General features: G+C 61.2%; 13 protein-coding genes. 4 read left to right on the forward strand and 9 right to left on the reverse strand.

What is annotated here, in order from left to right:
* Positions 1–96 precede the first annotated feature (96 nt).
* Positions 97–1,251: a class C beta-lactamase gene (gene ampC, locus GGD53_RS04270; RefSeq protein ID WP_184453886.1), complete on the reverse strand. Its 1,155-nt coding sequence runs from the start codon at positions 1,249–1,251 to the stop codon at positions 97–99.
* A 124-nt stretch (positions 1,252–1,375) separates the two neighbouring features.
* On the opposite strand from ampC, the gene GGD53_RS04275 reads away from it, so the two are divergent.
* A complete protein-coding gene (locus GGD53_RS04275; RefSeq protein ID WP_184453888.1) occupies positions 1,376–2,251 on the forward strand; it encodes a LysR family transcriptional regulator in 876 nt (291 codons plus the stop codon).
* Between the two features lie 41 nt (positions 2,252–2,292).
* On the opposite strand, the gene GGD53_RS04280 is transcribed toward GGD53_RS04275, so the two are convergent.
* The gene (locus GGD53_RS04280; protein WP_184453890.1) at positions 2,293–3,282 is read right to left on the reverse strand and encodes a sugar-binding protein; all 990 of its coding nucleotides are present in this window, start codon (positions 3,280–3,282) and stop codon (positions 2,293–2,295) included.
* Positions 3,283–3,330: 48 nt separating this feature from the next.
* A complete protein-coding gene (locus tag GGD53_RS04285; RefSeq protein ID WP_184453892.1) occupies positions 3,331–4,311 on the reverse strand; it encodes an NAD-dependent epimerase/dehydratase family protein in 981 nt (326 codons plus the stop codon).
* A gap of 313 nt (positions 4,312–4,624) precedes the next feature.
* Here GGD53_RS04285 and GGD53_RS04290 point away from each other — a divergent pair, with 313 nt between their 5' ends.
* Together GGD53_RS04290 and GGD53_RS04295 are read left to right on the forward strand one after the other, a co-directional pair.
* Positions 4,625–5,302, forward strand: coding sequence for an ATP-binding cassette domain-containing protein (locus GGD53_RS04290; RefSeq protein WP_302748741.1), 678 nt, complete (start codon positions 4,625–4,627; stop codon positions 5,300–5,302).
* A 33-nt stretch (positions 5,303–5,335) separates the two neighbouring features.
* A complete protein-coding gene (locus GGD53_RS04295) occupies positions 5,336–6,334 on the forward strand; it encodes an ABC transporter permease (RefSeq protein WP_184453894.1) in 999 nt (332 codons plus the stop codon).
* A gap of 91 nt (positions 6,335–6,425) precedes the next feature.
* On the opposite strand, the gene GGD53_RS04300 is transcribed toward GGD53_RS04295, so the two are convergent.
* The 4 genes from GGD53_RS04300 to GGD53_RS04315 form a co-directional block, all read right to left on the reverse strand.
* On the reverse strand, positions 6,426–6,752 hold the full coding sequence (locus GGD53_RS04300; RefSeq protein WP_184453896.1) for a GYD domain-containing protein: 327 nt from the start codon (positions 6,750–6,752) through the stop codon (positions 6,426–6,428).
* 131 nt (positions 6,753–6,883) lie between these two features.
* The gene (locus tag GGD53_RS04305) at positions 6,884–7,672 is read right to left on the reverse strand and encodes a DUF1236 domain-containing protein (protein WP_184453898.1); all 789 of its coding nucleotides are present in this window, start codon (positions 7,670–7,672) and stop codon (positions 6,884–6,886) included.
* Between the two features lie 97 nt (positions 7,673–7,769).
* Positions 7,770–8,165: a DUF1236 domain-containing protein gene (locus tag GGD53_RS04310; RefSeq protein WP_184453900.1), complete on the reverse strand. Its 396-nt coding sequence runs from the start codon at positions 8,163–8,165 to the stop codon at positions 7,770–7,772.
* A gap of 122 nt (positions 8,166–8,287) precedes the next feature.
* Positions 8,288–8,554: a BON domain-containing protein gene (locus GGD53_RS04315; RefSeq protein ID WP_184453902.1), complete on the reverse strand. Its 267-nt coding sequence runs from the start codon at positions 8,552–8,554 to the stop codon at positions 8,288–8,290.
* Between the two features lie 273 nt (positions 8,555–8,827).
* Here GGD53_RS04315 and GGD53_RS04320 point away from each other — a divergent pair, with 273 nt between their 5' ends.
* A complete protein-coding gene (locus GGD53_RS04320; RefSeq protein WP_210303071.1) occupies positions 8,828–9,115 on the forward strand; it encodes a DUF982 domain-containing protein in 288 nt (95 codons plus the stop codon).
* Between the two features lie 601 nt (positions 9,116–9,716).
* Here the strand turns inward: GGD53_RS04320 and GGD53_RS04325 are convergent.
* Together GGD53_RS04325 and GGD53_RS04330 are read right to left on the reverse strand one after the other, a co-directional pair.
* Positions 9,717–11,084 (reverse strand): DUF882 domain-containing protein, encoded by a 1,368-nt coding sequence (locus GGD53_RS04325; RefSeq protein ID WP_184453904.1) that lies wholly within the window; start codon positions 11,082–11,084, stop codon positions 9,717–9,719.
* Between the two features lie 336 nt (positions 11,085–11,420).
* A complete protein-coding gene (locus GGD53_RS04330) occupies positions 11,421–12,938 on the reverse strand; it encodes an FAD-dependent oxidoreductase (protein ID WP_184453906.1) in 1,518 nt (505 codons plus the stop codon).
* Positions 12,939–13,001 lie beyond the last annotated feature (63 nt).

Raw genomic sequence — 13,001 nt, forward strand, 5'->3', positions numbered from 1 at the left:
AGTACTTTGATTCAGAGCGTTCTCCTCCGTGTGCCTCAAGGCCGACGCCTAAACAGCCTGCTCCAGCGTCCATCAAGCCGACTGCGCCCATTTCGATCAGTCGGCCGCAAGCGCAGTCAATATCTGATAGGCGGCGGCGACCCGATCCTCGTTGGGATAGTTTTTGTTGGCCAGGATGGCGATTCCAAGGCGCTCCTTGGGAATGAAGGCGACATAGGCGCCGAAGCCGTTGGTCGAGCCTGTCTTGTTGATCCAGACGTCGTCACGCGGTTTCATCGGCGGCCTGAGCTCAGAGACTGGAATTGTCTTCAGCATAGCGGCCGAATTGCCCTCGAGCAGGCTCTCCAGGGTGGCGGGATAGGCATATTGCTCCCAGATCAGACCCTGGGTCATCGCCCCGACACTGAAATATCCGTTATGGGTCCTGGCAATCGCTTGCTGCAGCGTTTCGTCGAGCTTGACCAGGCCCATATTGGCGCCGACGAAGCGGATCATGTCGCCGGCGGTCGATCTCACGCCATAGGCTTCGGAGGAGAGCAGGGCCGGCGTCAGCCGCGCCGGCTCGCCGTTGCGCTTATAGCCTTGAGCATAATCGGCCAGCCGCGACTTCGGCACCTTGATAAAGGTGTTCTTCAATCCGAGAGCGGAAAACAGCTTGCCTTCCATCAGGGCGGCGAAATCGCCGCCCATCGCCTTCGCGGTGATATAGCCGAGCATGCCAATGCTCGGATTGGCGTAACTTCTCTGCGTCCCCGCCGCGTAAGAGGGCTGCCAGGCGGCGAAATAGGAAAGCAGCTGCTTTTCGGTCTTGATGTCATCGGGCAGCTGCAGCGGAAATCCGCCGGCGGTATGGGTGGCGAGATTGATCAGCGCGACATCGCCGAACGGCTTGCCCTTCATCGCCGGCAGATATGTGCTCACCTTGCCGTCAAGCGAAAACCTGCCCTTCGCGTCAGCGTAAGATGCCAGCGTCGCAGTGAAAGTCTTGCTGACCGATCCGAGTTCGAACAGCGTCGTCGGCGCCACTGGCCGGCCGGTCTCCTTCGATTCGACGCCATAAGTGAAGACATGCTGCTCTCCATCGATGGTGATGCCGACGGCAATACCCGGAATGGCGTTTTTCTCCATGACCGGCTTGATCGCGGCGTCGGCGATCGTCCTCACTTTCGCGGCATCGGCGGCAAAGCCGCTTGCGCAAGTGCATGTCGAGATCAACGCGGCCGATAAAATTCTTATCCCAATAATCTTCATATCAGTCATCCTCCAAAGGTCGGTCAACAGAGCGTGAAGCGCACTCAGACCGCGTTTAAAGGCGCTGTTTTCCGATCACAAACGATGATATCTCGCGGGAGATAAAAGAAAATCTGGGGCTTACATGGTTCGTCCATTCCTCCCGCTGAACGGTCTCCGCGCCTTCGAAGCCTCCGCCAGGCATCTGAGCTTCACCCGCGCCGCAATTGAGCTCTGCGTCACCCAGGCGGCCGTCAGCCAGCAGGTCAAGGGCCTGGAGAAGCGGTTGGGCGTGGCTTTGTTCCAGCGCCTTCCCCGCGGCTTGAAGATCACCGCGGAAGGCGAAGCGCTGCTGCCGACGGTCACCGCCTCCTTCGACCAGATGGCGGCGACGCTCGATAGGATCGAGGCCGGGCAGGTGCGCGAACTGCTGTTCCTCGGTGTCGTCGGAACCTTCGCCGTCGGCTGGCTCCTGCCGCGGCTTGCGGACTTCCAGCGCCGGCATCCCTTCATTGATCTGCGCATTTCCACCAACAACAACCGCGTCGATCCGGCGGCAGAAGGGCTCGATTTCACCATCCGCTTCGGCAACGGCTCATGGCACGGCACGCAGGCTGAGCGCCTGTTCGAGGCGCCGCTTTCACCTCTCTGCATCCCGAAACTGGCCGATGATCTCCAATCGCCGGCAGACCTTGCCGGGATGACGCTGCTTCGCAGCTACCGCACGGATGAGTGGAGCACCTGGTTCCAGGCCGCGGGCGTGCCGCCGGCCGCCCAGATCAATGCCGGCATCGTCTTCGATTCCTCCGTCGGCATGATGGAGGCGGCTCTGCAGGGGCTCGGCGTGGCGCTCGCCCCGCCCTCGATGTTTTCAAGGCACCTCTGCTCGGGTGCGATCGTGCAGCCCTTCGCCACCGTCATCTCGCTCGGAAGCTATTGGCTGACGCGCCTGCAGTCGCGGCCGGTCACGCCGGCCATGCACGCTTTTTCCGACTGGATCTTTTCGGAAATGGAAAGGTAATCCAGGGGAGCGCCCACCGGAATGGGCGCTCCGATTAAGGGTCATTTCTGGATGCAAGTGTCGACCGTATCCTTGGTGCACTCGTCCAGCCCGGTAAAGACCGGATCATCGACCTTCTTGCCCGAGATCAGGTCCATCATCACGGTCGGCGCCTTGTAGCCCATTTCGAACGGCCGCTGGCCGACGAGCGCGGTCACCAAGCCTTCCTTGGCGATCGCCACTTCGTCGCCGATCGTGTCGGCGGCGCCAATGACGAACTCGTTCTTGCCGATCTTGTCGGCCATCGGCTTGAACAGGTCGCGATAGGGCTGCGGGGCGCCGAACAGCGGCCAACCGCCCATGATACCGAAGGCATCGAGGTCGGGATTGGCGGCAAGGATGTCGGTCATCGCCTGCACGCCCTTGGCGCCGTCGTCATTGGTAAAGACCGGGCAGCCCGCCACCTCGGTCCAGCCGCCTTCGCCCTTGAGGGCGTCGAGTCCCTTCTTGCCGCTCAACGTGTCACGCATGCCCTGAGCGCGGCGCAGGATGTTGTCGGCGCCGGGATTGCCTTCGATCGTGCAGATCTTGCCGCCCTTCGGCTTGGCCTTCTTGATATATTCGCCGATCTTGGCGCCCATGAGGTAGTTGTCGGTGCCGAGATAGGTCTTGCGCAGCGCCGAATCTTCCGCCGCCAGATCGGCATCGAGGGTCATGACGGGTACGCTCGGATTGGCGGTCTTCAGCGTCTGGGCGATCAGTTTGGCGTTCGACGGCGAGATGGCAATTGCCGCCGTATCGGCCTTGCCGAGCATATCCTGGACGATCTGCGCTTCGCCGGCCTCATCCGAGGTCGATGCCGGGCCGGTATAGAAGCATTCATATTCGGCCGAAGCGTTTTCCTTGTTCCACTTCTGGCAACCCTGGTTGATCGCTTCGAAGAACGGGTTGTCGAGGCCCTTGACGACAATGACCAACTGCTTCTTGGCTGCCAGGGCCTGACCGGCCGTCAACGCCAGGACTGCAGCTGTAAGCAATAATGCCTTCCTCATAGCTTCCTCCCATTGAAAAAGACGGGCGCTTCTGCACCCGCCGCGTTATCAACCTGGATACCAGACGACCCGAGGCTCCTCCTTCGACCGCTGGTAGTCCCAAGCCGAATTGATCAGCTTTTCCAGATCGTAGACCGGCTTCCAGTCCAGCAGATATCTGGCCTTGCTGTTGTCCATCCAGTTCGAGTGATATTCGCTCGGAATGTCGACGGAGCCGAGCCCGCGCGTGCGGGCGAGATAAGCGGCGACCTCGCCGTAATCGACCGGCCGGTCCATCGCGATGTTGAAGAGCTGGCCCACGGCGCGCGGATTGTCGATCGCCGCCAGGATCGCGGAGACGAGATCGTCGACATGGACGAAATTGCGCTTCAGCGGCCGCCCGTCGGCATCGCGCAGCAGTGGCACGGTGCCGTCGCGCGCATAACGTTCCGCATCGGCCGGCGGCACCAAGCTCTTCCAATCCGGCCCGCCGAAGACATCCTCGCCGAAAGAGAGGGTAAACTTGAAATCGTCTCTCTCCATGATCCAGGGGGCGCGCAGGCAGCAGCTGTTGATGCCATATTGAATGGCGAACTGCTCCAGCATCACCTCTTCCAGCACCTTGGAGAGCGCGTAGCAGCCGGGATAGGCGCGATGCGGCGTCTTTTCGGTCACCGGCCCATCGTGACGATAGAAGAAATGGCCGATGCCGGCATCGCCGCCGATCAGGATGAACTGCCGCGCCGTCGAGCTTAGGCGAAAGGCCTCGAGCAGCCAGAACAGCCCCTTGACGGTAACGTCCATCACATCGTCAGGCGTTTCCTTGCAGGTGGCGAGATGCAGCACATGAGTGACGCCCGCCATCGCCGCTGCGACAACATTGCTGTCGGCGATCGAACCCTTCACGACACTGACGCGGTCGGTTTCCTCAAGCACGCGATTATGGCAAAGCGCGCGAATGCGTGCTTTGGAAAATCGCGGCTCGTCAAGCAGCCCAGTAATGAAGCGCCGCCCGACCTTGCCCGTAGCCCCGGTGACAAGGATCAGCATACCTCTCTCCCCAGCAACAGCTAATATGCGCGCGTTTCCCGCGTCAATCTGTATTTGTCGTACTAAAATAGATTTTTGTGATGAGGGGCCGTTTTAGCGGACATTCGATTGACGATTCCTGGCGCTTTTGCATTAATGAACCCAATCGCTCTTCCGGGAGGAGATCGGCAAAAGCGAGATCGCAGGCGTCTGACCGGCTATCGGCAAGCGGCGGCGCGGGCATGCAGGTTCCGGGGAGGGTAGTCGGCTGGTTGCGGTTCTCGAACTTACCAATATCTCAAAACATTTCGGCGCCATCCAGGCGGTGAACGACGTGTCGTTTACGCTCGAAGCCGGCCAGGTCGTCGGTCTGATGGGCGATAACGGCGCGGGAAAGAGCACGCTGGTCAAGATGATCGCCGGCAACTTCCGGCCGAGCGAGGGCACGATGCGGCTCGACGGCAAGGAAATCGTCATGCACCGGCCGGTCGAGGCGCGCCAGCACGGCATCGAGATCGTCCATCAGGATCTGGCGCTCTGCAACAATCTGACGGCCGCCGCCAACGTCTTCCTCGGCCGGGAGCTCCGCCGCGGCATCGGTCCGTTCCGCGTGCTCGATTACAAGACGATGTACAGGCGCGCCGGCGAGATCTTCAAGGAGCTGAAATCGGAAACCCGCCCACGCGACCTCGTCAAGCAGATGTCGGGCGGCCAGCGCCAGGCGGTGGCGATCGGCCGCACCATGCTGTCGGAAGCGAAGATCGTGCTGATGGACGAGCCGACCGCTGCGATTTCGGTCCGCCAGGTGGCGGAGGTCTTGAACCTGATCCGCGAGCTGCGCGATCGCGGCATCGCGGTTGTGTTGATCAGTCACCGCATGCCCGATGTCTTCACCGTCGCCGACCGGGTGATCGTCATGCGCCGCGGCCGGAAAGTCGCCGACAAATCGATCGCGTCGAGTTCGCCGGAGGAAGTGACGGGTCTCATAACAGGCGCCATCGAACAGGTTTGAGCGGCGCGGCACGGGCAGAAAAGAAGGTCAGCAATGGCAGTTACCCTCGATCAGACGATTGCGCAGAGAGAGCGAAGCCGGCTTTCGGAGTTCATCGGCAGCCAGACCTTCTGGGTGCTGATCGCCGTCATTCTCGCCTGCCTCTTCCTGTCCTTCGCCACCGATTCCTTCGCGACGGCGAAGAACCTCTACAACATCACCCGCAACGTCACATTCGTCGCCATCATCGCGCTCGGCATGACGCTCGTCATCATCACCGGCGGCATCGACCTATCGGTCGGCTCGGTGCTCTGCCTTTGCAGCATGGTGCTGGCGGTCACCATGCATGCCGGTTACAGCATCGAGGTCGGCATAGCGGCCGCGATCGGCACGGCGCTTGTCGTCGGCGCCTTCAATGGCGTGATGATCGCCTATCTCGATTTCCCGCCCTTCGTGGTGACGCTCGGCATGCTGTCGGTGGCGCGCAGCCTCGCCATGGTCGCCTCCAACAACACCGTCGTCTTCCAGTTCGGCCCCGATCATGACCAACTCCTGGCGCTCGGCGGCGGCGCTTGGTTCCTCGGCATCGCCAATCCGGTCCTCTACATGATCATACTGGCGCTGCTGACCGGCTTCGTGCTGCGCTGGACGCGGTTCGGCCGCTATATCTTCGCGATCGGCGGCAATGAGCATGCTGCAACACTGACCGGTGTTCCCGTGCGCAGCATCAAGGTCGCCGTCTACATGATCTCGGCGCTGTCGGCCGGCATTGCCGGCATCGTCCAGACCGGCTGGCTCGGCGCCGTCACCACCAATATCGGCGCCGGCATGGAGCTGCAGGTCATCGCCGCCGCCGTCATCGGCGGCGCCAATCTCGCCGGCGGCGTCGGCACCGCCTTCGGCGCCCTGGTTGGCGCGGCTCTGATCGAAGTGATCCGCAACAGCCTCGGCCTGCTCGGCATCAACGCCTTCTGGCAGGGGACCTTTATCGGCGGCGCGATCGTGCTGGCGGTGCTGTTCGATCGGATCCGGAATTTCAGGCAGAGCGAGTAGGCTGCGGTCCTTCGACAGCAGCATGCGTAAAAACAATGAGCTGAGCGCGAGCGGATCCGAATGTCTCGGCGCGCTTTGATGCTACCGCAATCTAGGCTGCCGGCGGGCGGTACCGGATCGACTTCGCTCTTTCCAGGGCGTGGATCGTGTCCTCGACTTCGAGCAGCACGGTGGTCTCGATCGAGCTGAGCGCGCCGCCGGCGCCGATCGCAAGCGTGACGGCCGCCATCGACACGTTGTCGGGCGCCTCCCACAAATTCCATCCGTCATGCTCGCCAAAGGCATACCAGAACCCATGGAGTTTGCCGCCCACGGATTCGATGTAGCTGCGTGCCGCCTCGCGGCGATCTTCAGGCTTTTCGATCATGCGCGCCCAGGTTTCGGGCGTGTAGCTGAAGCGTGTGAGATACATGGCCATGGTCTGCTTCCTCCGCCAGACCGACAGAGTAAACGCTCAAGCCGGGAGGAAGGCCAGTCACTCAATGTGCGTATTGGGTGTCGGTGGGCGGATCGGCGGCGAAAATGACGCCGCCGGGACCGCCTGCTGGTTTAAACCTCGATGATGTAGACAATCGTCAAAGCATCGGGATCGACGATGACGATCCGGCCATCCGCAAGGATGAAGAAGCGATAGCCTTCATATTGCGGAACGATCTTGACGATGCGTGGGGGCAGTGGTTCGAGCCGCACTTTCTTCGGGATTTTCACCCCGACGGAGACCGTGAAGTCCACTTCCTTCACCGGCGCTACATGGACCTCCTTCACGACCGTTCGAATTTCGGTCTGTTGCTCGACCGAGATGTTGACGTTGGTGGTGTTCGAAGTCTGTTTGTTCGTCGTCGTGTTGTTGTTGACGTTGGTTTCCGACGAGCTCTTGTTTGTCGTCGTCGCGTTCTGATCGCTCGGCTGCTTCGTCGTATCGCCGCTCTGCGTGGTGGTGGTGCCGGATTTGGCGGCGGGCTTCTGTTCGGTCGTGGTGGCGCCGCTGGCGTCCGGCGATGCGGGCTTGGTTTCCGTCGAAGCCTTGCCCGAGGTGCTTCCGCTCGTCGCGCTGTTGTCGTTGGAAGGCTGTTCAGCGCTCTTTTTCATGTCGGAGCCCTGGCCGGATTTCTGCTGCGTCGTCTGGCCCTTGCCCTGCGGGCAGGCCCCGGAAGCATCGGGGGTGCAGTCGGTCTTGCCGGCGCCGGACTGTGAACCGGAATCCGTGCTTTGAGAACCGGACTGGGTCTGGCCGCTGCTCTTGGTGGTGTCCTGCTGGGCTGCGGCCGGCAGTGTCGCCAACGGTGACACGCTGAGCGACAGCGCTGCCAGAAGCATGGTGAGATGGTTGCTTTTCATGATCAATCTCCGAAGTTCGACCGCGCGATGCCGCCCGCATTCTCATGCGTGACATGCGCGCCCTGATTGTTGGAATGGCGGCTTTGCCGCCCGTTGGTCACTCGATGACCTGGATGACGGTCCGCGAGGAAGGTTCGACGATCACACGCTGATTATTGACGATCGCATAGGCATATTTCGGATCATCCGGAATTGGCGTCACGACGACGGTCTCCGGCAGGGGCTGTCCGACGACGACCTTCTCCTTCACCACGACGCGTTCAGCCGGGGCGGGAGCCTGCTCGACATAGGTCACCACCTTTGGCGGCGGCGGATCGATGACGCTGCCTGCGACGCCGCCGACGATGCCGCCGACGGCAGCACCCACCGGGCCGCCGACGATCGCACCCGTCGCGGCGCCACCGACCGCACCTGTGACCGTCGACTGCTGCGCAAAGGCAGAGGCCGACGCCAGCAGGATGCCGGCAGCAGTTGTTACTGCTTTGATATTCATCTGTTGCTCCATTGATGCGGTTGGTTCCGCTGGAGTGCCAACCGGTTAATGGAGGAACGGTTCCGGAGTTAGGACTTGAGGCCGGGGCTTAGCCGACCTTGGTCCCAGCCGCCGATCCCTCGCTACTGCGGGGGGAAACGGCTCAGCATCCGATCGTGGACATTCTCCTCACCGACGATCATCGCGGCAAGCGCGATGGCTTTGTCGCGGTCGGCGGGCTTTGTTATATAGCCTTCGAGCAGCACGACAGGGCCGAGCATCCTGACTTCGATAGCGCTGCTGTCGATGTCGGGATCAGCGGAAAGGGCTGCTTCGATTGTGGCGACAGTTGCTGCCGAACTGTGGCCTTGCGAAAAGCGCTCTTCGTGGTTGTTGGGGCCGAACTTCATCTCCTCCTCCCGTTCCGCCCCTCCACGGACCTGCAGGTTACATGACTCTGTTATATGAACAGCAGATGCCGCCCTTCCAGTCCGACTTAGGTCCGGCTTTTCCCCGGCATCACCTGCCTTAGATGCTTCCCGTCCGATGGAAGGGACATTTCGGGAAGGTCCTGGTCGTTGTCGCGAAACACCGCCGAGACCTCCTGGCGAAGCGCCAACCTGCCATCCCGACGTCCGCGTTTCAGCGGATGGGGAAGGCGTCTTGTGAGGGTAACGGAACGAATGGCAATACAGACGGTCGGTATCGTGGACTGGCACACAAGCGAAGACTTCGCGCCTCTGATGCTCGTGATGGGCGGTCAGGAAAAACACAGGCTTGTCCGGTCGCTCGGCGAGGTCGCCGGCGCGCTTATCGCCGCCTGGCCGACGGATGACGGCCGGGAATATATAGCGGCTGTAAAGACCTGCCTGGACGCGATCCAGGGCAATATTTCGCCCGATGTGGCGCGCGCCGCACTCATTCGCGCCGCGGAGGAAGCCGGAATACGGGTGATCGCGGTTGTTCACTGAGACAGTGAGATGTCGCCTGAGCCGGCGGCATATGCACAGCGCTGTCGGGCCGGATGAAATGGTGGGGGCGGCCGGCCGCTGCTCGCACTCGGATCTCAGAAGGTTGTCTCGAGGGTAGTGTGGATCGCACAGAGCATAGGGGTGCGCGCGGAGACAGGAGAGGCTCCATCTGCGCGATCCGAAGCAAGAAACGCCCGCGGGCCGCAGGAGTTTCCGTACGGTGCCGTACTGAGCAAAGTACTTCCGCAAAAAAAGCCCCGCTGGATTGCGGGGCAGCGAAGAGTTGGAAAGGACAAATGCGAAGTCGACCGAGCGACGATCACATCTGCACTGCTAGCGCACCGGTTTTGAAGAAGTTCCGGCGACTTATGATCTCGCTAATACGGCTCAGAAGCGTTAGGCGAGTGATGATATATTTAAAATCTTGCGTTGATGTATTTTGATCGCTCTATTGATCTGATCGCGAACGGAGAGAAGAGCATCTCTGTTTCTGCCGTGTCGCAATTGGCTCTCCGCAAGTGTCCCCACAGCACCTGAGCAATTCTCTCACGCAAGCTTAGAAACGCCTTCTGGCCCCTATGCACCTGTCGTTTTCCTGTGCTCAACCCTCCGGGAGCGACGAAAACCGGCTGGCGTCGAACGGACCTGTGGCGGCGACCGGAACGGGATTCTCGTCTGAAGCCGCGACATTCGCCTCGCGATGAACCGTGCGGGGAGAAAGGCGAGGCGCGCTCAAGCCGATCGCCGCGCCGGGAGAATGCAGCGCCCATTGCATCAGCGCCGCTTCGGACGTCGATCCAAGGAAATCTGCTTCTTCCCAGGACGCGGTCATTGGCAGGGAGGCGATCATGTCGGCGCCCTGCCTGGAGGTCTGCGGTGCGGCAATGACGGGATGGAAGCGTGCGTGAACCGGCAATGCGGGCGGCCGTCTCTCCGGAAGGGCTGTAATCGGGCCGATCGAGGCAGTCTCCAGCCTGTCGTCCGCGCCCGCCTCCTGCGCAACGGCTGATGGGCGCATCACCGGTATCGGAATCGGGAGAGATGAAAGATCGGGAGCGGAGCCTTTGTCATCCCGCTCGACCGCGCCGGTCTGTTGCGCCAGCGCATTCAAGGCCCGGCTTTTCGGCGCCGGCAGCAGCGCCGTCACCAGCTTGCTGTCTGTGGTGCCGCCGCTCGGCGTGTTCGACACTGCCACGTCTTCGTCTCCTCCCGCGGTGCCGGCGATCTCGATCGAGGTGGAGCTGACGCGTTTCCTGTAGTTCGCAACCGCCTGGTTATATCCCGGCAGCGGCCGGCCATCGGCCGGAAGATGCATCGTCTTCCCATTCGGGAATATGCGCGCGAGTTCCTGCCGGGACATGCGGGGCCAGGCCCGGACATTGCCGACGTCCAGATGCACGAAGGGCGATCCCGAGGTCGGATAATATCCGACACCGCCGACCTGCATCTGCATGGCAATGGCACGCAGCGTCGCAAGCTTGACGCCGGGAACGTAGAAATCCATCGCCTTGCCCAGCATGTGCTGGCTCTTCTTGGCGACTCCGGTGCTGCGCGAACGGTTGCGCAGCATGTTGTTGGTGGCGGGGGAACGATAGGCGGAGACGACGTGGATATAATCCTTGCCGCCGCTCTTCTTATACACCTCCCAGACCAGGTCGAGCAGCCGCAGATCCATCCGGGTCGGCTCATTCCTTCGCCAGTCGCGCAGAAACCGGTTGATCTGGGCAAGGCCTCTGGAATCGAACTTTCCATCCCGCTTGTAGGTAATCGTCGCCCTTTCGCCCGTATGGGTAAAGAACAGCTTCAGCGCCCGATCTTCCGCCGAGGCGAGGGATGCAGAACCGACAAGTGCCGGCAGCGCAAACAGAGCCGGCAGAATGGTCTGCGCTGCGAAGCGTTTAGCACGCGACAGGAGCGCGGCAATTCCGCCCAAGGCTCCGCCCGACAAACCCTGTGAATACTCCAACACGAACAATCCCGTCCCACACCAAACATTCGACGACGGGCGGAAACCTCCGCATCCATCAGGCCCAGTAAAGCCAGCTTATGGTCAACAAAATGCTAACGAGCGCATGTGGAGGTTTGGCGAATTGAAGATGTGGGCCGCCCAAAGCGTCAAGCTCGTGAATGTGCGCACCACTTTAAGCTTGATCTGGGCGAGGCGGTTTGGATCGAACCTTCCGTCGCGCCCTTCTCGCCCGTATGCGTGAAGAACAATTCAGCGCATGACCTTCCGCTCAGGCTGGCCGTCGCCGTCTGATTATCTTACCCGCCTGCGGGACCTCACGAGCAACAGAAGGGACTATCAAATGCCGGCCAGCGGCGAGACAGCCGGGCCATTCAAAGCGGTGCCGTCGACGGCGAAATGTGAGCCATGGCAAGGACAATCCCAGCAGCGCTCAAGGGAATTCCAGTGCACGTGGCAGCCTATGTGGGTGCAAGATGCCGATTGTTTGTAGAGCACTCCAGCCTCAGTTCGGAAGGCGGCGATCTTGGTGAGCCCCTCCCGGACAATGGCGCCTTCACCGGGCTGCAACTTATCGACGGAATCGAGTTCGCCAGGCGCGACATACTCTGCGAAATTCTTGATCGCCGTCGCATTCTCCATCAGGTAATCGCCGATCGCCCGGGGCGTCTTGCGCGAGGGCTCGTAAAGTTCCCGCCACGGGCTGTCGCCGTTGAGAATGAGATCGCGGATCAACAGGGAAGCGACCACCCCATGGGTCATGCCTTCACCGGAATCGCCGGTGACGACGAACACGCGTTGATTGCCGGGATTACGGCCGATGAAGGCGGCGTAGTCGATCGTCTCCATGACCTGGCCCGACCAGCGATGGGTCTCGGCGCCAATATCCGGCAGCAGACGCCTGATCCAGGCCGTCAAGGCGGCAAAGCGCTCTCCGGCATCGTCGACGGCGCCGGTTTTGTGGTCTTCACCGCCCACGATGAGAAAGTCCGTCGCGCCGTCACCGGGTTGCAGACGCACGTAATGATAGGGATCTTCCATGTCCCAATAGAGCCCATCTGCGATCGCCCCGCGTTCGATCTCGAAAGCCATCGCGTAGGTCCGATACGGCGCTTGTTTGGTGTGAATGGCGACACGGTCATTGATTGGCGAATTGGTGGCGACCACGGCCCATTTGCCGGTGATGCTGAAGCCGGAACCCGTCGACACACGGACACCGCCTTCGGTCTCCTCGACCTGCTCGACCACCGAGTCGCAGAAGAGTTTGCCACCGCGAGCGCGAATGCCCGCCGTCAGCCCACGGAGATATTTGAGCGGATGGAATGTCGCCTGATTGATATAACGAAGCGCGGGTGTCGCAGCGCATCCCGCAAATGGCAGGCCCGTGACTTTTTCGACCGCGGCGCCGATTCGCAGTGCGGCGTCGAATTCGCGTTTGAGATCGGCTTCCTCACCTTCGAACGATGGAAACAGGAACCCGTCGACACGTCTGAAATCACAGTCCAAACCTTCGGTCGCTTGGATCGCTTCGATACGGTCGATCGCCGCCGATTGGCTCTCATGAAACTGCCGAGCCAGAACGCGCCCTCGAAGATCAATCAACTTGGAAAAATAGTCGTCACATATGGATGACAGATGCGCCGTCGTGCGGGCCGTCATGCCGCTGCCTATCTGGCCGCGATCGATGACATCAACCTTCTGCCCTGCAAGGGCGAGTTCGTAGGCTACCGACAGGCCGGCAATTCCGGAGCCGATGACAACGGCATCGGCCTCATCATTCCCAGTGAGTGGAGTGGCGTCGGGCATAACCCTGAGCGAGGCCCACAAGGAGACAGTTCTTTCGTCGCTCACATTCATGGCGCACATCTCCGAACAAGTATTTCCTAAATTGAAGAAGGCACGCAAAAGTTCCCCCGGACT

This window comes from Rhizobium aethiopicum (genome assembly GCF_014197535.1).
Taxonomy (GTDB): domain Bacteria; phylum Pseudomonadota; class Alphaproteobacteria; order Rhizobiales; family Rhizobiaceae; genus Rhizobium; species Rhizobium aethiopicum_A.

What these genes read in the sequence shown, in the direction of transcription:
- ampC (WP_184453886.1), bottom strand. Translation starts at nt 1,251, where the DNA reads ATGAAGATTATTGGGATAAGAATTTTATCGGCCGCGTTGATCTCGACA.
- GGD53_RS04310 (WP_184453900.1), bottom strand. Translation starts at nt 8,165, where the DNA reads ATGAATATCAAAGCAGTAACAACTGCTGCCGGCATCCTGCTGGCGTCG.
- GGD53_RS04295 (WP_184453894.1), top strand. Translation starts at nt 5,336, where the DNA reads ATGGCAGTTACCCTCGATCAGACGATTGCGCAGAGAGAGCGAAGCCGG.
- GGD53_RS04305 (WP_184453898.1), bottom strand. Translation starts at nt 7,672, where the DNA reads ATGAAAAGCAACCATCTCACCATGCTTCTGGCAGCGCTGTCGCTCAGC.
- GGD53_RS04315 (WP_184453902.1), bottom strand. Translation starts at nt 8,554, where the DNA reads ATGAAGTTCGGCCCCAACAACCACGAAGAGCGCTTTTCGCAAGGCCAC.
- GGD53_RS04285 (WP_184453892.1), bottom strand. Translation starts at nt 4,311, where the DNA reads ATGCTGATCCTTGTCACCGGGGCTACGGGCAAGGTCGGGCGGCGCTTC.
- GGD53_RS04280 (WP_184453890.1), bottom strand. Translation starts at nt 3,282, where the DNA reads ATGAGGAAGGCATTATTGCTTACAGCTGCAGTCCTGGCGTTGACGGCC.
- GGD53_RS04320 (WP_210303071.1), top strand. Translation starts at nt 8,828, where the DNA reads ATGGCAATACAGACGGTCGGTATCGTGGACTGGCACACAAGCGAAGAC.
- GGD53_RS04275 (WP_184453888.1), top strand. Translation starts at nt 1,376, where the DNA reads ATGGTTCGTCCATTCCTCCCGCTGAACGGTCTCCGCGCCTTCGAAGCC.
- GGD53_RS04300 (WP_184453896.1), bottom strand. Translation starts at nt 6,752, where the DNA reads ATGGCCATGTATCTCACACGCTTCAGCTACACGCCCGAAACCTGGGCG.
- GGD53_RS04330 (WP_184453906.1), bottom strand. Translation starts at nt 12,938, where the DNA reads ATGAATGTGAGCGACGAAAGAACTGTCTCCTTGTGGGCCTCGCTCAGG.